Origin of the sequence: Empedobacter stercoris, assembly GCF_020281205.1 — a bacterium.
Lineage (GTDB): Bacteria > Bacteroidota > Bacteroidia > Flavobacteriales > Weeksellaceae > Empedobacter > Empedobacter stercoris.
The window spans coordinates 1-19,199 of sequence record NZ_JACXZC010000035.1; the positions used below are offsets into that span (position 1 = coordinate 1).

Here is a 19,199-nt window from a genome sequence, read left to right on the forward strand (position 1 = left end):
TCCGATATTAATTAATAAAGTCGAGCTAAACTTTAGCTATATAGTATATGGTAGTTCTAATTACAGGTTCCTCAACAGGTTTTTACTTTCTCCCCTTCTGGCAAGAAGGAAGATTAGTTGTTAGTGGTAGTTTTTTATTCATCGTTTCCAATGTAGCTCAATTCTTTGTTTTTTTTTGTCTAACTGAAATAAAAATTGGAGTTGCGCAACAGTTACCCTTGTTAGCTGTAGGCGTTTTTATTCAGTTTCAACAGAAGTTTCCCAACCATCATACTCTCCATTATTTTCTTTTGCTAAGTTCCAAAGATATAAAGTGTATTCATCAATATCACTATAGCCAACTTTATCAACTCTTTTGATTTGTAAAACATAAGGCAAATCATTTTCATTGTTATATTGTGTTTGAACAATTTCAAAATTTTCTTTTTTTACAATCTCAATAAATTTCTGTCTATTCTCATCATTTTTGAAATAAATCCAATGGAAAACTTCTCGTGGTTTTATCAATTTATCTCCATTTTTTTTAAGATTTTCCAATACACTTCGATTTCCTATACTTTGAAAGTCCATTTCATTTGGATAAATATTAAGGTATTCACTCCAATCTTTATCTTCTTTTGTATTTAATTCAACTGTATAGTCAGTGAAATTATTTTCAATATTTTTGAATTCAGCTTTAAAGGTTTCAGGATTTTTTGAGTAGAAGTAAAAATCTCTATAACCATTATTAGTTATTCTTCCAATGTAAATTGTATTTTTAGCATTTGTTTTCTTTATTATCTCATCTTCAATTTTGAATAAAATTTCACTTTCTTCGTTTGTAGTTAATCCGTTTTCATTAGGATTTTTTAATTTAACGGATATCCAACATAATTCAGTTTTTTCTTTTATTGGAACGAAATCATTAAGTCCCAAGTTCAGATAAATCGAAGCACATTTATCTTCAATATTCGTTAAATAAAAATTCCATTCTTCTGGATATTTTTTTTGACCAAAAAGATTTGAAATAAATCCCATAAAAAATAAAAATAAGAGTATACGATTTATGTTTTTCATTTGTGCCGTTCGTTTTTGATACGCTTGCAGATAACGGTTCGGGCATTGCCGAAGGTGGTGACTTCTATCACTAAACTTCAAACAAAGCGAGAAGTTCAAACTTACGAAAAAAACTTTATACAAAATACGAAACAGCTACTTTTACCAAGTGTTTATTAGTTGTAGTTATTAGTTTTCAATTATAATTTTTTATACCAATTTTCTTGTGATGATTCACAATTTTTTTTAGTTGATTATCACACTTATTACCAATTTCCAGAAGTTTTTCTCCATTTATTTTCATTTAGGATATCACCCAATTTAAATCGTTCTTCTTTGATGTTAATTTCACCAATTACCATTGATTCTTTTCAAAATCATAAATTGGAATAAAATTAAATGTATAATCAATAAATTTTTCATTTCTGATTTAGCTTTTTGTAAAAAAAGTAGTTTATTTCGTAAATCTAAAATGATATTAATTGTTTCAAAAAGCTAAGTTATTCTCCTCAAAATAAGAAGCAAAAAATTGTGGATTTGTAAATTCTATATTACCTATTTTCAGAGTTAAATTTGGAAAGAAATATTGTATTTTTTAAGTTCTTACTACACCATGTAAACCTACAGTTGATCCTTCAGTTAAATAAGTAAAATTTTCATTTCTGATTATAAATTAGACAAATTTATAATCAGAAATGAAAAGATCCGAGTTGCATCCTGTATCAGTTTTTTCAGGACGGACAATTCTATATATTTTATTTTGCAATTGGCACCTGAGATGGCCAAATTAATTTACTTGGATCAAACCCTACTTTCTTTGCAGAATCTAAAAATCGATCTTTTACTTTATCCGATATTTCTTTTTTACGCGATAAAATCCATAGTTTTTTATAATCTTCGCTTGCAACTAATGCATTATTATAGTCTTTATCGTAATCAATTACATATAATTTTTTAGCAAAAATAGGTAAGAATGTTGTTGAAAATAATCCAACATTTTCGATATCTTGTGTTGCAATCCCTTCAATCTTACTCCACCCTTTTTTCTTTTTATCATATCCACGTACAATCACTTCCAAAGAACCATTTTCTTCGTTCAAATTAAAACGGTGCGTTACATTCGTATGACCTTTTTGTACTTTGTTTTCTAAACGAGCAATTTCGTACCAACGTCCTAAAAACTCGTCTAAATCAAAGTTTTGTACTGGTTTATATTTAATATTTTTTTTGTTGTGATTAACGATATAAGCCGTTGTCCCTATCGCAAGTGCAGCAAGAGCTAATTTTTTAAAATTCATTCACCTAAAATGTTAGGATGCAAATGTATCAATAAAATTGATGTAGAATTGAATAATGCTTGAATAAAATTTACAATAAATCAACCTCTACACTCATTTATATTATTTCCTAATGAGCTTTACCCAAACCAAATAATTTCTTAAAAATCGTAACAATTAGCACGACAAACAAACCTGCCATTAAAGCCACTAAAGCTTCGCTAATCATAGCTGGAATTGAAGTTGGAATTAAATGATGTAAGTATTTAATATTATGAACAAATATTTGTCCTGAAACCAATAGTAACGCAATCGTACCAACCACACTCAAAATCTTGATCACATAAGGTAGTGCGCTCACTAAAAAGTGTCCCATTTTCGAAACCATTCCTTTATCTTCGGAAGCTTTGATCAATCTAAATCCAGCATCATCCATACGAACAATTAACGCTACTATCCCGTATACTCCTAAAGTCGCAATAATAGCAATGATTGAAACAGTCAAAACCTGTGTTATCATTGGTTGCTCTAATACAGTACTTAAAGCTATTATCACAATTTCTATGGAAAGAATAAAATCTGTAATAATTGCAGATTTCACTTTCGATTTTTCTGATACCCCTTTGTTGTCTTCTGCTTTATCTTCTTGAATCACTTCTGTACCTTTCTTGGCACGATGAAAAATATATTCAATAATTTTCTCAACACCTTCAAAAGCCAAATAAAAACCACCTAAAATCAATACATATTTAATTGCTTCTGGCAAAAAGTGATTCAATGTTAAAACAATTGGAACAATTATTAATTTATTGATAAACGAACCTTTTGTAATGGCCCATAAAACTGGAATTTCTCTCGAAGACAAAAAACCTGTCGCTTTTTCAGCATTCACCGCTAAATCATCGCCTAAAATCCCTGCTGTTTTACTCGCTGCAACTTTACTTGTTACCGCTACATCATCCATCAAAGCTGCAATATCATCTAATACCGCAAATATTCCTGAAGCCATATTATTGTTGTTTTTGGTTTGTAAATGTAAAGAATATTGATAATTCAATCGAAATATTTTAGAATTAATTAAATAGAAAAACCTCAACTCTTTTTTGGATTTAAAAATCGAGTTTAGAATTAAAAAAGTTTAATTTTGAAGTTTGAAATACTTGATATGAATATTTACGATTTGATTGTTGATGATAAAGAAGAAATTTCTTTGAATGATGTTTTTTTAAATGAGCAAAATCTTGCCCAAGTAAAACAATTAATCAAAGAACATTGCTATATAGAGGAATTAAATAAATATAATTTACCCGTTAACAACAAAATTTTGCTGCATGGTTTTTCGGGATGTGGAAAAACAACTACTGCAAAAGCGATTGCAAATGAAATTGGAAAACCTATATTGATTCTCAATTTAAGTAATATCGTTTCGTCACGAATTGGAGAAACTTCACAAAATATTCGAATGCTTTTTGATAAAGCTGCTCGCGAAAAAGCTATTCTTTTTTTGGATGAATTTGATCAAATTGGAAAAGCACGCGTAAATGACGACAAAGATGTTGGTGAAATGAGGCGATTAGTGAATACGGTTATTCAACTGATAGATTATTTACCTCAAAATTCGTTGTTAATCGCAGCAACCAATCATCCGCATATTATAGACGTTGCCTTATTAAGAAGATTTCAATTAAAAATTGATTTCAAAATGCCTACAACAGAAATGTTAGATACGTATTACGATAAACTTTTAAGTGAATTACCCAAAGATATTCGGTCGCTTCATCGCAAATACAATATTTCTTTTGCAGAAGCAAAAGACTATGCGCTTACAAATGCTAAAGCATTGTTGATAGAAAAATTAGAACGACAAACTAATTCTTAATTGAATGAAATATTTAAAAACACAAAAGCTACTCAAAAAAATGAGTAGCTTTTCAATTTAGTCAATTAGTTTAAATTTTTTCAAAAACGCTATTCTATTTTCACACCATATAAAAACTTTTGTCATCATTAATAACCAGGATTTTGTTTTATATTCGGATTAATCGAAATTTCCTTGTATGGAATTGGCCATAAATATTGACGTTCGTTAAAGTTTCTTGTTGCTAATTTTTTAACTAATCCTTGATTGTACAAGCCCTTTAAGTCTACCAATCCATTCTCATCAATTTCAGGAGTTGAAGGGAAAACCCATAAGCCCTTATCAACTATTTTAGATTTTAAAGCAGCTGGATCTAAGAAACCATAATTATCTATTGTTAATGCTTCATCTGCTAAATCCCAACGAATCAAATCATCTAAACGACGATTTTCCCAAGCAAATTCCATTCTTCTTTCTGCACGAAGTGTTTTTCTAAGTGAAATTTGATTATCCATCGTCACCGCAGGAAAACTTGTTTCATTTTTATATGCTCTTTTTCGAACTTGATTAATTGCTTCAATGGTAGATTGATCGATTTCATTTAGCTCAATTTTTGCTTCCGCATACATCAATAAAACATCAGCATATCGCATGATAATAATATCTGTATCGGCTTTATAATCATCAGACCAATCAACATCAACACCTTTTTTTAGGGACAATCCATTGTAAGAAGCATACGTATCAACAGCTCTTGTGTCACTATTTTTGACCATAGAACCCGTTGTTGTATTTAATACAGTTGTTGCATATGGATTAGGATTGTAGATATACCCCAAAAAGTCTGAACCAAATTCTACAATTGTTTCTTTTAAACGTGGATCACGATTTTCGAATGGCTTTTGTGGATTATATAAAGGCGATTCATCAATAGGTTTTCCATCAGAAGCATAAAAAGAAAAGAATAAATCCCACGAAGGTTGCGCTGTTGCTGTTCCTCCTGCATTACGTGGAATAAAATTTTTAACTGATAAATCTTCCCCTAATTCTGTAGAACGTGGTATGGAGAAAATTGTTTCTACCGCATTTCGTGTACTTGATTTAAAATATTCTCCAAAATCTGGATATAACGAATATTGATTCAAATCCATACAAGCTTTTGCTGCATCTCTTGCTAATGCATAATCTTTAAAATATAATGCATATCTTGATTTGAATGCTAAAGCTGCTCCTTTTGTTGCTCGAGCAAATTCATTGCTTGCGTATGATTTTGGTAAATTTTCTGCAGCAAAATCTAAATCTTTATAAACTTGTGCAATCACTTCTTTTTTATCTGTTCTTCCTAATTTGAACGCATTATCGATATCTAACGTGTTCGTATAAAAAGGTACATCTCCCCAAAGAAAAACTAATCTTGCATATGCATTCGCACGCATAAAACGTGCTTCAGCTTCGAATTGTAATTTCTTAGGAGTTGAAACAGTGTTATCTGCCTTTTCTAAGTTTTCTAAAATTGTATTGGCTCTTGAAACAGCTTTGTACAAATTTTTCCAATTTAATTCTGCTACACTCCAAGTAGATGTGATTGCACCTGCAGCATAATCATTCATCGTTTGACGTTGCGACCAATTGTCAGTCATACGCTCGGCGCGCCAATTAATTTCTGTATCCCATGCGTATTGACGATACAAATCATTTAATGATAAATTGAGTTCACTTTCGTTAGAATACCAGTTTTCACTTGACCCTTCTGACAAAGGGTTAAGGTCTAAATCTGCACAAGAAGTGAAAGAAGCAAAGATTGATAAGGCAATTATAATTTTTTTCATGATGTTAGAATTTTACAGATAAACCAAGGGTGAACGAACGACTGATATAAGTATTATAATTTACTTCAGGATCCCAACCTTTTGGAAAACTATCAATCGAGAACAAATCATTTCCAGAAGCAAATACACGTAAACTCGAAATACCAACTTTATCTGTTAAATAGACAGGTAAAGTATAACCTATCGTAATATTTTTCATACGGAAATAAGACCCTTTTCTCATCCAAAAAGTAGAAGTTTCGTAATTATTATTTTCAGCACCAACATTTGATAAACGAGGGTATTTAGCTTTCATATTCTCTTCTGCAGTATTGTAAACACTCCAATAATTACCATCGATAATTCCAGATGGATTTGTCCAAGAACTTTGAAAAGGTTTCATGAATTGAGTTGATAAATACGCATTTTGTTTTCCTACACCTTGAAATGTCATAGCAAAATCAAACCCTTTGTACGCTACATCTAGTGTACCTCCAAATAAATATCTTGGTAAAGAACCTCCTAATAACTGACGATCATATTCGGGAGAAATAATACCATCTGCCACACCATCTGGCCCACTAATATCTTTATAACGAATATCCCCTGGTTTCACATTTTTATTTAAGGTGGCAGAATTTGCAACTTCATCTTGCGTTTGGTAAATACCTTCTGCAATATAACCATACCATTCTTTGTATTGACCACCTGCCATAATTGCTTGAGCATCATCAAAAACAATCCCTCCTAAATCTCCCATAACTGATTTTGAATCTGAAAGATTTAATGCAATTCCATATTTAAAATCATTGATTCTATCTCGCCAAGAAATCGAAAAATCCCAACCTTTTGTATACATAGACCCTGTATTTTGTTGGGGATTATCATAGCCGATATAATCTGGAATTTCAAGCTCTAACAACATATCTGATGTCTCCTTTTTGTAATAATCAAAGGTTACATTTAATCTATTTTTGAAAAACTGCGCGTCTAAACCAATGTTTTTTGTTTCAGTAACCTCCCACGTTATATCTTGTATAGCATAATTTACTTGCGCTGCCGTTGTTCCTGAAACAACTTGTCCACCCATATAAAATAATGCATTCGAAAAATTAATAGACGACTGATAAGGATAGTATCCAATTCTCTCATTACCCAATTGCCCCCATGAAGCACGAACTTTTAAGTACGATAAAAAATCAACATCTTTCAAGAAACTTTCTTCTGAAACTGCCCAACCAGCAGAAATAGAAGGAAATGCTCCCCAACGATGATCTGGATGAAAACGAGAAGACCCGTCGTAACGAATATTGGCTTGTAAGAAATATTTATTCGCATAATCATACATCACTCGTCCAAAATACGATCGATAAGAAGTTTCGTAAGCGCTACCATTTGCTTTTTGGAAATCGGTTGGAGCTAAATCTAAATAAGGAAAATCCATTAATTCAAAATAATCACCTGTGGCTTTTACCAATTCATTTTTCGTGTAAAAATCTTCATAACCTACCAAGGCATTTACCGAATGTTTACCAAAATCATTTTGATAATTTGCCAAAAATTGTTTCGTTAAAGCGACCTCATCTGTGCGATATTCAGCTAAATTTGTTGTTGCAAATCCACTCATATACCCCATAAATACATTCGGATCTTCTGGTGAGTAATACGGTATTTGTTTTACAAATTTTTTACGCTTATTAAAGCTCACATTCGGTGCAACAATCGCTGATAATTTCAAACCTTTAACAGGTGTATAGTGCATTGCAACACGTCCATTCAGTACATTTTTCCATGTATTATCTGTACCTCCATAATGCAATTTAGCATAAGCATTAGAACCTGTTTTTCCATCAGCAATACGTCCATCTTCCCAAAAAGCAGCGTATATTGGAGCAAAACGAATTGCTTCCCAAATAGGATTAATATTAGGGCTTTCTTCTATTGAATAGACATAACTCATATCAAAATCAGCTGCTAATTTATCCGAAACTTTATACGTATTATTCACACGAGCCATTAAACGTTTATAATGTTGATTCACATAAATTTCGCCCATATTATCATAACTAATTGATGCTCTTGTCGTCGATTTATCATTTCCAGATGTTAATGATATTGCATGACTCTCTTTGAACGCACTATTTTTTAACAATAATTTTTTCCAATCTGTCAAAGGATAACGGTTAGGATAGTCTTGATGCAATTGATCATAATTATGTATTGTTTCTTGGGCATAAATGGAATGTTCAGAACCTGATGCATTTCCAGTATCATTCCAAGCGAATTCGTTCATCATTTCCATGTAACGCTTCGCTCCTACTGTAGTAGGAAAAGTAGTAGGCGTGATCCATGTCATCGCATTTTGATACTCAATATTCGTTTTTCCTTTCGCTGCTCTTTTTGTCGTGATCAAGATTACGCCAGAAGCGGCACGAGCTCCATAAATAGAAGCTGAAGCTGCATCTTTTAAAACAGTTACATCTTCTATATCATTTGCATTTACATCATCAATACTTTTTACAGGAACACCATCCACAATCACCAATGGTGAAGTATCTCCAATAGAAGTAATTCCACGTACAACAATAGTTGCAGATGCATTAGGCGAACCACTATTTCGTGTAACCATAAGACCAGGCATAGAACCTTGTAGAGCTTGTGAAACATTCGTAGAATTACGTTTTGCAACTTCTTCGCCTTTAACATCCGAAACTGATCCTGTTAAATCCTTTTTCTTCGCTGTACCGTATCCAATTACGACAACTTCATCTAACGAATTTGTTTGTTCTGGATGAAGTGAAATTTGAATCGGAGAATTTGTCGCAAATTGTTGTTCAAGACTAGAATACCCATCAAAACTAACGGTCAACGTCAGGTTTTCCAGAGTTGTTTCTATATTTAAATCTCCGTTAATATCTGTATAAAATGTCTGATTAAGCTCTTTTACAACAACTTCTACATCAGCCATTCCGTATCCATTTTCATCAATTACTTTTACAGGAAAATTACCTTCATCAGAAAGTTGTTGAATAGGATTATTAAACGAGCGGATTGTAGAGATTTCTTTTGCTTGTAATGAGAGAAGACCACCAAATAAAAGAAGTGGAATAGTTAATCGTTTCATGTCCATGTTTGTTTGTCGCGAAATTATATGGTTTATTGCAGAAACATATTAACTTAACTTTAACCGTTTTTTAAGTAATTGTAAACGACTTTAAATAATCGTTAATTCTATATTGTGAATTTTGAAAATTTCCTATTTATCCTTATTTAATAGCATAAAAAAAGGTAGAAAATCTACCTTTTTTATTTTTTCTTTTATCTATTTAATCTATTGTAATTATATATTCATTACGTTCGTCCTTTTTCCATGCAAATTGTTGAGTAGTTGGAGAAATACCGAATAAAGGAGAAAATGTTTTAATTTTAACCGTTTTGTTATCCGGATAAAACTCTAATATTCTCAACCATCCATCTCCTCCATTCCCATAATGTCCACCTCCCATCGATTGAGCATCAAACAAAATTTGATGAACAGATTTTCCTGCATCATTCTTATCCATTCTATATCCTTCACCAGAAATATGTCCCGCTAAAACCAATTGCATATTGGGAGTTGATTTTACTAATTTTTGCCAAATCTGTTCTCCTGTATTTGAATGAGGTAATTTGATTCGAAAAGATTTCTGAATTTTATTATCGATTGAATAAGGTTCGAAAATAACCCAAGTTTCATCTTTTGTCAATCGCTTATCATCTCTCCCCATATACGCATGTGTCATCATTACAATTTGATGGTTTTTATATTGTTCCAATTGTACAATTTTATTTGCCCATTCTAATGTATAATCTCTCGGGGCATATTCTAAAGTTAAAAACAAAAAATCTTTACCATTCAAATTTTTTAGCTCAAAAGCAGAATTTGCTAAAGTTGCTTTTTCATCTTCGTCTACACCATTTTGAACAATTGCTTTTCTATTTAAAAAATTTTTATCAATTGGAAAAAATTCATCAAAACGAGTCCAACGTTTTCCTTCTCTATTAATGGTATAATCATGGTTACCTGTCGCTGTAATATAAGGCACCTTTCCATCCAAATAACTAAACGCTTTTGATGCAGCTTCCCACTGTTTTTGTGCAGTTTGATTTCCATCATGACCATTGTTAATGATTTCATTTTGTTCGACTAAATCTCCAACACACATCACCATTTTAACATTTAGAGACTCAATATTATTTTCAATCCATCTCGTCATCAACTCTAAAATAGGTTGATTTTGATTAAACTTAGTATAGTTCTGAATATCTGGAATCATAATGATTGACCATGATTTTTGATTGTCTAACTTTGGTGCTTGATATTTTTCTTGAGCGGTTAAACTTCCTCCAAAACAGACAATAAATAATAAAATTGTTTTAATGATTGTTCTTATTTTCATTTGATAATTTGTTTTATGTTTTGCATTATTGTTTTTTGACAAAATAACATCGAACAAAAAGAAAACGTATTAAATTAAAATTAAATCATCAAAAAATACACTTTATCAAAGATTAATCATTAGTTAAATCATAAAAAAAACTCTGAATCAATAATAGATTAAAGTTTTAAAAGTTAATATAAATATGTTTTATTTTTTTGATTATATTAAATATTATATTAATTTTATTTAAGTTTAATTTAACTTTATTTATATTTTGAAAAAACTACCCGTACTTTGTCCAAGTTGCACAGAAGAGTTAGCTGTAGAAAAACTGATCTGTAACAATTGCGAAACGCAAGTTGTTGGGAACTATGAACTTCCATTATTTTTAAAACTTTCCTCAGAAGAACAACATTTTATTATGCAATTTTTCTTAAGTTCAGGAAGTCTAAAAGATATGGCAAAACAAATGGATGTAAGTTATCCAACTATGCGAAATAAGGTAGATGATTTGATTCATAAAATAAATTCTATATCAAATGAATAAAGAGTTTACTGTTACGATGTCAACATTTTTTAAATGGACAACTGTCATTCTAATTTCCTTTTTATTACTCATTGGATTATCACTGATTTATAATGAAAAAAGTCTATTTCCTAAACTAATTTACTGGGGAATAGTAACTCCTGTTCTAGTTGGTTGTTATTTATTTTCTATTAATAAAATTAAAATTGACTTAAACAATATTTATTTTTGTACGAAAATTAAAACATTTGTTATCCCTATAAATGAAATAAAAAGCATCTCTCGAAAATCTCAAAACAATTTGATGATAATTGGCGCAAGAGGCGTTTATGGATTGATTGGAATTTCGATGGATAACTATCGATGTAATATAAAAGACCGAACTAAATTGGTTGCGATTGAATTAGAAAATGTAAAATATTTGATTAGTTGCGACGAACCTGATGAATTTATTCACACGATAAAAACCTTAAAAGATGATCAAAAAACTTCTTAATCCTTTTGCCTATTTTGACGATAAATTATTATTGATTATTGGATTAATCGCACATTTATTCTTTTCGTATATCTGTTATTTGACCGATTCGTATTTCCCTGATTTTTTGAGTATTCAAAAAATAAAAATTGATTTTTCGTTTGTCGATATTATCTACCAAAATACCCGAAATGTCTTAATTGCTATACTTTTACTTTATTTCTATGGAAAATTTATCAATCCAAAAACTCGTTTCATTGATATTGTAAATGTGGTTTTAATTTCGAGAATTGCTTATTATATTGTTTTTATCACCGATTTTATTCCATTTATCAATCAGAAGATAAACAAGGTTACGGAAGGAGTTTTATCTAATGATTTAACCATTTTACAAAATCCTTCTATTATGATAACGGTAGTTATTGTAGGTTTTTTCGCATTATTTTGTATGGCAATTATGTTTTACTATTTGTACAGGGGATTTAAAACAGTTACAAATCTCAAAAACACTAAACAAACCTTGGGTTACATTGCAGTAATCTTTCTTTTGATCCTTTCTACAACGATTTTAGCACTTATAATTCCACAAAAACTATGAGAAACTTAACACTTAATTCACATCAATTAATATCAAAAACAGAAGAAGTGATCGGCAGAAAGAAGAGCTAATCTAATCTTTAAACGATAACCAACTAATTTTTTGATAAAAAAAAGATTATATTTGTTGACAATCAAAAGGTTTTTAACCTAATTTTCTTTACTAAACAAAGGCTTTACTTTTTAAACAAATTTGAAGAAAGTAAATAGAAAGATAAGTTTATCTTCTTCTAATTAAACCATATTTGAAGGACAATAATTTAATAAAAATTTAGCAATCAATATCCCTTTTTCACTCAAATAATCGGATAGATTTTTGTAAATTTGTAACTAATACATTAGAAAATTTAATGGAATATAATACACTTCGTACGCAATTGATTATTCCAGAATATGGGCGTCATATTCAAGAAATGGTAAATCATTGTAAAACAATAACAGACGAAACAGAACGCAACGGATTTGCTGAAATTATCATCGAAGTTATGGGAGAATTAAACCCACACTTGCGCGACGTACCAGATTTCCAACACAAACTTTGGGATCAACTTTTTATCATGGCAGAATTTGATTTGGATGTAAAATCTCCTTATCCAATTCCGACAAAAAAGGACACTGTAAACAGCAAACCAAACAAAGTAAATTATCCACAAAGCATTTATAAATACAGATATTACGGGAATAATATTCGAAAAATGATTGACGTTGCTGTAACATGGGAAGAAGGTGAAAAAAGCGAAGGCTTGTACTTTGCTATTGCTAATCACATGAAAAAATGTTATTTATTGTGGAATAAAGATACCGTTGATGATCAAGTTATTTTCAATCATTTATTCGAATTATCTAATGGTAAAATTGATTTAAGAAAAGTAGAAGATCATTTGGTTTCTCCTGAGCGTTTAAGCAATAACAATCATTCAAACAACAATCAAAACAACAGAAGTAACCGAAGTTATCAAAATAATAATCGAAACAATAACCAAAGTTCGACTAATCGTAATAACAACAATAACCGAAATAATCAAAATAACAATAATCGAAACCAAAACGTTCGAAACAATAAAGGTTAAATCAAAACTATTTAATACAACTAAATGGCTACATTTCAAATAAAGGGAGGGAAACCTTTGAAAGGAGAAATCACTCCTCAAGGTGCTAAAAATGAAGTACTACAAATTTTATGTGCGGTCTTATTAACCAATGAACAAGTTCGTGTTAAAAACATTCCGGATATCCGAGATGTCAATCGTTTGATTGAAATTTTAGGAGATTTAGGTGTCAAAACACAAAAAAATGGAAAAGGTGATTTCACTTTCCAAGCCGATGAATTACGATTAGATTATTTAAAAGGAAAACAATTTCGAAAAGATGGAGCTGCTTTACGTGGATCAATCATGTTAATGGGACCACTTTTAGCTCGTTTTGGAGAAGCATTTATGCCAAAGCCAGGTGGAGATAAAATTGGACGTCGTCGTTTAGATACACACTTCGAAGGTTTCTTTGCATTAGGAGCAAAATATCGTTTCAATCCAGACGAAGATTTCTACGGTGTAGAAGTGGACGAGAATGGACTACAAGGAAATTATATGTTGTTGGAAGAAGCTTCTGTAACAGGAACTGCCAATATCATTATGGCTGCTGTGCTTGCAAAAGGAATAACAACTATTTACAACGCTGCTTGTGAGCCCTATATTCAACAATTATGTAAAATGTTAAACAGAATGGGTGCTAAAATTTCTGGAATTTCTTCAAATCTTTTAACAATCGAAGGAGTTGAAAAATTAGGCGGAACCGAACATACATGTTTACCAGATATGATTGAAATTGGATCATGGATTGGTTTGGCAGCAATGACAAAATCTGAACTAACCATCAAAAATGTTTCGTGGGAAAATTTAGGCGTTATTCCAGATGTTTTTAAAAAATTAGGAATCAAATTAGAACGTCGCGAAGACGATATTTATATACCTGCTCAAGAAAATTATGAAATCGAACGCTTTATTGACGGTTCTATCTTAACAATTTCTGATGCGCCTTGGCCAGGATTTACACCTGATTTATTATCAATCATTTTAGTAATTGCAACACAAGCGAAAGGAAGCGTTTTAATCCACCAAAAAATGTTTGAATCACGTTTATTTTTCGTAGACAAACTAATCGATATGGGAGCACAAATCATTTTATGTGATCCTCACCGTGCCACTGTCATTGGTCTTAATCACGAAACACCTCTTAAAGGAGCAGAATTAACGTCGCCAGATATTCGTGCCGGAATGTCTTTATTGATTGCTGCACTTTCTGCAAAAGGAAAAACAGTTATTCATAACATCGATCAAATTGATCGTGGTTACGAAGATATCGATGTACGTTTACGCGCTATTGGAGCTGATATTATACGAGCATAAAAAATAAAAAATGCAATCTATTATTGAATTTATCACCAATTTTGTTCAACGCCCAGACAAGGTATTAATGGACATTATCAATAATTACGGTTATTGGATATATGCCATTTTATTCTTGATAATTTTTGCCGAAACAGGTTTAATTGTCATGTCATTTTTAATGCCTTTTTTACCTGGAGATGCGCTTATCTTTTCGATTGGAATGATTGCGGCCAGCGATGACCAAAACCATTTACATATCGAATATATCATTCCTTTACTGATGGTTGCAGCAATTCTTGGAGATAACGTAAATTATTATGTTGGACGAAAATTTGGCGGATGGATCTTAGGAAGAAAAGATTCGTGGTACCTTAAAAAGAAACACATCGAAAAAGCAACAGAATTTTTTAACGAAAACGGTAAAAAAGCAATCATCATTGCACGTTTTATGCCAGTAGTTCGTACTATAATTCCATTTATATGTGGTGTAACAAACCTTAATTACCGTACATTTATCACCTACAGTTTTTTTGGTGCTGTACTTTGGGTTGGCGTAATTTCTTTTTTAGGATATACTTTAGGTCAGTTTGACATCGTAAAAAATAATTTAGAGAAATTCATTTTTGGAATTATTTTATTGGCCAATATGCCTTTAATTATTCGAATTGTGAAAGCTCGATTCAATAAAAATAAAACAGACGAATGAGACAATTTGGATTAATCGGAAGAAATATTTCTTATTCTTTTTCGAAATCTTATTTTGCTGAAAAATTTATAAATGAAAACATTGTAGACGCTGTCTACAATGTTTTTGATTTACAGCATATCGATGAAGTAGAAAAAATTTTCGAAGCAGAAGGCTTAATAGGTTTTAATGTTACAATTCCCTACAAACAAGAAATCATTCCTTTTTTGGATGAATTATCGCCCGAAGCAAAAGCAATTGGTGCAGTAAATACAGTTTTAATTAAAGAAGGAAAAAGAATTGGCCACAATACAGATTGTTATGGTTTTCAACACTCTTTACAACCTCTTTTAGAACAGCATCACAAAAAAGCATTAGTTTTGGGAAATGGCGGTGCTGCAAAAGCTATTTTTTATATTCTTGACCAATTAAATATTACATATAAAATTGTTTCAAGAACGAAAATTAAAAATCATTTTACGTATGACGAATTGAATGAAGAAATCATGCATTCTCATCAAATAATTGTGAATTGTTCACCAGTAGGAACTTTTCCTAATATTGAAAATGCACCACTTCTACCCTATCAATTTCTAAACGAAAACCATTTATTGTACGACTTGATTTACAATCCAGCCGTGACAAAATTTTTAGAAAATGGACAACATAATGGTTCTAAAATAAAAAATGGACACGAAATGTTGATTCTACAAGCAGAAAAAGCTTGGGAAATTTGGAATAATCACACAAAATAGACTTGATATTGTCCTCAAATTTTATTAGATTTGAGAAACAAAACTTATTTTCTTATGAATACTGAATTGGATAACCTGCAAAATGCAGACGGAGAACAATTACCTAAATCTGCAACCACAAACAACTCTAACACGGAAACTTATAAAACAGAAGAGTTAGTCAACCAAGAAAAAGTGAGCGATATTTCGTTTAAAGATTATGAAACATTCAGCTTTGATGTCTTAATAAACGAAGCTAAAAATCTGTTGAGCAAGTACGATGTTCAAGATATTCGCGAACATTTCAATCAAATTCGAGATGCGTTTAAAAATAAATTAGACGAAGACGAAGCTGTTAAAAAAGAAGCTTTTTTGAATGAAGGTGGAGATGAATTAGATTTTAGATACGAAACTTCTTACAAAGCTAAATTTAATGCTGTTTATAACGATTTCAAAAATCAATTAGCTGTTTTTCATAAAGAAAATGAGAAAAAAGAATCAGATAATTTAAAAGAACGTTTAGAAATTATTGACGAATTAAAAGCCTTATACCAAGAACAAAATGATTCTTCTGCGGCGATGTTCAAACAATTTCGCGAGTTGAAAACTCGTTGGCATAACGCAGGAAGAATTCCGAGCAAAAATGCTGAAAATGTTTTTAAAAATTATTTTTTCCATTTAGACAATTTCTACACGTATTTGGATATGAACAAAGAATTGCAAACTTTGGATTATGCACATAATCTTGAAGTTCGTTATTCTATCATCAAACGTGCAGAAGAATTAGTCTTAGAAAATAATGTTCAAAAAGCGTTGAATGAATTGCAATACCTTCACCGTTTATGGAAAGAAGAAGCAGTTCCAGTACAAGAAGATTTGCGCGAACCAACGTGGCAGAAATTCAAAGAATTAACGAATAAAATTCATGACCGTAAAGGTGAATTGAATGAAAAAATAAAACAAGAGCAAAAAGATAATTTAGAGAAGAAAACTCAAATCATTGCTCGTATTAAAGAAATTGCATCAAGTTCAACAAGTAAATCGCACAGTGATTGGCAAAAAGCAATTAAAGAAGTAAATACATTACGTGAGAACTTTATTTCGTTGGGACGTGTGCCGAAAGATAAAAATTCTCAAACTTGGGAAGCTTTTAAAGAAGTGACACGAGAGTTTAATCACATCAAAAATGATTTCTACAAAGATTTAAAATCAGAACAACATATTAATCTTAAAAAGAAATTGGCTTTACTTGAAATTGCAAAACAACATGCTGAAAGCACAGATTGGAATGCTTCAGTTCAAGTGATTAAAAGAATTCAAAATGATTGGAAAAAGATTGGTCATGTTCCAAGAAAAAATTCAGATAAAATTTGGAAAGAATTTAAAGATACATGCAACCAATTCTTTGATCGCTACAAAAAACGTCACGAACAAGCGAATCAAAAATTTGAACAAAACTATACAAACAAGCAAGCTTTATTAGAGGAATTCAAGAATCAAACTATTTCTGATAATAAAGACGAAGCATTGAAACAATTAGAAGAAATTCAAAACAATTGGACGAGTTTAGGAAAAGTACCAACGGATAAAACATTAATCAACCAAGAGTTTACAGATATTTATCACAAAAAACTTGAAGCGCTAAATCTTTCGAAAAATGAATTGAACGATTATAAGTTACAATCTTTTGTCAATAAAGTAAAAGCTGGAAATAATGGTAATTTATTGGATGATGAGATTAGAAAAACACGTAAAACGATTGAAGAATTAGAAAAAGAAATCAATCAATTAGATAATAACGTACATTTCTTTTCGAATGCGAATGAAAACAATCCTTTATTAAAAGATGTTTACAAACAAATTGACGAAAAACGTAAAAAATTAATTGAAGCTGAAATCAAATTGAAAACATTATTCAACATAGATTTTAATGCATAATTTTTAGAGATGACACAACAATCTATCGATGAGCACTATATGGCTCGTTGTATACAAATTGCTACAAACGGGTTAGGAACAACATATCCTAATCCGTTTGTTGGTTCTATTATTGTACATAACAATCAAATTATTGGTGAAGGTTTTACATCTGAATACGGTGGTCCTCACGCAGAAGTAAACGCGATAAATTCAGTCAAAAATCCTGAATTATTAAAGAAAAGTACTTTATATGTGACATTAGAACCCTGTTCGCATCATGGTAAAACACCTCCATGTGCAGATTTGATTATTGAAAAAGAAATTCCGAAAGTTGTAATAGGAACGTTAGATCCGTTTGCAAAAGTAAATGGACAAGGTTACTTACGTTTGCTAAAAAATGGTGTGGATGTGACATTAGGTGTTTTAGAAAAAGAATGCATCAACCTTAATAAGCGTTTCATTACATTTCATCAAAAAAAACGTCCATACATTATCCTAAAATGGGCACAAACTGAAGATGGATACATCGGACGCGATGATATACAATTGTGGATTACCAATCAATACACCAAACAATTGGTACATAAATGGCGAACGGAAGAACAAGCTATTTTGGTTGGAAAAAACACAGCTTTAATCGATAATCCACAATTAAACTCAAGACTTTGGACTGGGAATAATCCGTTGAGAATTGCGATTGACAAAAATTTAGCTATCCCGAGAAATTTTCATTTGTTTGATCAGACTCAACCTACGGTTATTTTTAATTCACTTGAAAATTCATCAGAAGAAAATTTAAACCTTATCCAATTGGATTTTTCGCAACCAATATTACCGCCTATTATGAACTTTTTATATGAAAATAATATTCAATCTCTGATTGTTGAAGGTGGATGCGATACGATTCAACATTTTATTGATGCCAATTTGTGGGATGAAGCAAGAATCTTAAGTTCTGATACCATTTGGAATGAAGGAATTTTAGCACCACGCTTAAAAGGAATACGAACTGAAAAACATCGTTTTTTGAATGATGAATTAAATATTTTCGAAAATAGATTAGATTATGAAGAACCTTAATTTTGAGGTTCTTTTTTTATTTGAATTTATTAAAATTTTCGTTTAATAATTATTTCATCAAATTTATTATTCTCAAATTCAATTTTATTTTTTAACGCAATTTGAAAATTCATTTCAGAAAATTTATTTTTTAGCTTCAATATTAATTTTCCATCAGCAACATCAAGTTTATAATTGAATATATTTTGTTCTTTTGTTACATAGCAAATGTTGGTTCATTACAAGTTTGACAATCAATTAAACTTACTCTTTTCTTTTTTAAAAACCTAAATGCTATTGTATGACAAAATTGAAATTTAGCTTTTGCTAAAGAATTATTATCTAAGTTCAACAAATAAGTGCAACTCAAATTAAATCATTGGGGGCTAGCCCCCAATGATTAGCCAAGTGCTAAAT

At 30.8% G+C, this 19,199-nt stretch carries 16 protein-coding genes; 10 read left to right on the top strand and 6 right to left on the bottom strand.

The annotated features are described in order from the left end of the window. Nucleotides 1-237: 237 nt before the first annotated feature. The 3 genes from IF125_RS12930 to IF125_RS12940 all read right to left on the bottom strand — a co-directional run bounded on the left by IF125_RS12930 (nucleotide 238) and on the right by IF125_RS12940 (nucleotide 3,321). Nucleotides 238-1,056: a DUF695 domain-containing protein gene (locus IF125_RS12930; RefSeq protein ID WP_225542775.1), complete on the bottom strand. Its 819-nt coding sequence runs from the start codon at nucleotides 1,054-1,056 to the stop codon at nucleotides 238-240. A gap of 734 nt (nucleotides 1,057-1,790) precedes the next feature. Continuing rightward, nucleotides 1,791-2,333 (bottom strand): lipocalin family protein, encoded by a 543-nt coding sequence (locus IF125_RS12935; RefSeq protein ID WP_171622350.1) that lies wholly within the window; start codon nucleotides 2,331-2,333, stop codon nucleotides 1,791-1,793. A 109-nt stretch (nucleotides 2,334-2,442) separates the two neighbouring features. After that, nucleotides 2,443-3,321: a DUF808 domain-containing protein gene (locus IF125_RS12940; RefSeq protein WP_225542776.1), complete on the bottom strand. Its 879-nt coding sequence runs from the start codon at nucleotides 3,319-3,321 to the stop codon at nucleotides 2,443-2,445. A 156-nt stretch (nucleotides 3,322-3,477) separates the two neighbouring features. Between IF125_RS12940 and IF125_RS12945 the strand changes: the two genes are divergently transcribed. Next, nucleotides 3,478-4,191, top strand: a complete 714-nt coding sequence (locus tag IF125_RS12945) for an AAA family ATPase (protein WP_225542777.1) — start codon at nucleotides 3,478-3,480, stop codon at nucleotides 4,189-4,191. A 128-nt stretch (nucleotides 4,192-4,319) separates the two neighbouring features. Here the strand turns inward: IF125_RS12945 and IF125_RS12950 are convergent, their stop codons facing one another. The 3 genes from IF125_RS12950 to IF125_RS12960 form a co-directional block, all read right to left on the bottom strand. Further along, the gene (locus IF125_RS12950; RefSeq protein ID WP_225542778.1) at nucleotides 4,320-5,999 is read right to left on the bottom strand and encodes a RagB/SusD family nutrient uptake outer membrane protein; all 1,680 of its coding nucleotides are present in this window, start codon (nucleotides 5,997-5,999) and stop codon (nucleotides 4,320-4,322) included. A gap of 4 nt (nucleotides 6,000-6,003) precedes the next feature. Further along, the gene (locus tag IF125_RS12955; RefSeq protein WP_225542779.1) at nucleotides 6,004-9,102 is read right to left on the bottom strand and encodes a SusC/RagA family TonB-linked outer membrane protein; all 3,099 of its coding nucleotides are present in this window, start codon (nucleotides 9,100-9,102) and stop codon (nucleotides 6,004-6,006) included. A 202-nt stretch (nucleotides 9,103-9,304) separates the two neighbouring features. Continuing rightward, nucleotides 9,305-10,417 (bottom strand): metallophosphoesterase, encoded by a 1,113-nt coding sequence (locus tag IF125_RS12960; RefSeq protein ID WP_225542780.1) that lies wholly within the window; start codon nucleotides 10,415-10,417, stop codon nucleotides 9,305-9,307. A 256-nt stretch (nucleotides 10,418-10,673) separates the two neighbouring features. Between IF125_RS12960 and IF125_RS12965 the strand changes: the two genes are divergently transcribed. The 9 genes from IF125_RS12965 (at nucleotide 10,674) to ribD (ending at nucleotide 18,803) form a co-directional block, all read left to right on the top strand. Next, nucleotides 10,674-10,946 (top strand): DUF2089 family protein, encoded by a 273-nt coding sequence (locus IF125_RS12965; RefSeq protein WP_221411940.1) that lies wholly within the window; start codon nucleotides 10,674-10,676, stop codon nucleotides 10,944-10,946. Nucleotides 10,947-10,962: 16 nt separating this feature from the next. Then, nucleotides 10,963-11,421 (top strand): PH domain-containing protein, encoded by a 459-nt coding sequence (locus IF125_RS12970; RefSeq protein ID WP_225542784.1) that lies wholly within the window; start codon nucleotides 10,963-10,965, stop codon nucleotides 11,419-11,421. Continuing rightward, the gene (locus tag IF125_RS12975) at nucleotides 11,402-11,998 is read left to right on the top strand and encodes a hypothetical protein (protein ID WP_188319888.1); all 597 of its coding nucleotides are present in this window, start codon (nucleotides 11,402-11,404) and stop codon (nucleotides 11,996-11,998) included. Before IF125_RS12970 ends, IF125_RS12975 begins: the two co-directional genes overlap by 20 nt. 349 nt (nucleotides 11,999-12,347) lie before the next feature. Beyond that, the gene (locus IF125_RS12980) at nucleotides 12,348-13,067 is read left to right on the top strand and encodes a DUF4290 domain-containing protein (RefSeq protein ID WP_225542781.1); all 720 of its coding nucleotides are present in this window, start codon (nucleotides 12,348-12,350) and stop codon (nucleotides 13,065-13,067) included. A gap of 24 nt (nucleotides 13,068-13,091) precedes the next feature. Continuing rightward, a complete protein-coding gene (gene murA / locus IF125_RS12985) occupies nucleotides 13,092-14,402 on the top strand; it encodes a UDP-N-acetylglucosamine 1-carboxyvinyltransferase (protein ID WP_225542782.1) in 1,311 nt (436 codons plus the stop codon). Between the two features lie 10 nt (nucleotides 14,403-14,412). After that, complete coding sequence (locus tag IF125_RS12990; protein WP_171622340.1) at nucleotides 14,413-15,090, top strand: VTT domain-containing protein; 678 nt, start codon at nucleotides 14,413-14,415, stop codon at nucleotides 15,088-15,090. Then, on the top strand, nucleotides 15,087-15,824 hold the full coding sequence (locus tag IF125_RS12995; RefSeq protein ID WP_171622339.1) for a shikimate dehydrogenase family protein: 738 nt from the start codon (nucleotides 15,087-15,089) through the stop codon (nucleotides 15,822-15,824). Before IF125_RS12990 ends, IF125_RS12995 begins: the two co-directional genes overlap by 4 nt. A gap of 54 nt (nucleotides 15,825-15,878) precedes the next feature. After that, on the top strand, nucleotides 15,879-17,741 hold the full coding sequence (locus tag IF125_RS13000) for a DUF349 domain-containing protein (RefSeq protein WP_171622338.1): 1,863 nt from the start codon (nucleotides 15,879-15,881) through the stop codon (nucleotides 17,739-17,741). Nucleotides 17,742-17,750: 9 nt separating this feature from the next. After that, the gene (ribD, locus tag IF125_RS13005; protein WP_225542783.1) at nucleotides 17,751-18,803 is read left to right on the top strand and encodes a bifunctional diaminohydroxyphosphoribosylaminopyrimidine deaminase/5-amino-6-(5-phosphoribosylamino)uracil reductase RibD; all 1,053 of its coding nucleotides are present in this window, start codon (nucleotides 17,751-17,753) and stop codon (nucleotides 18,801-18,803) included. The last annotated feature ends 396 nt before the right edge of the window (nucleotides 18,804-19,199 follow it).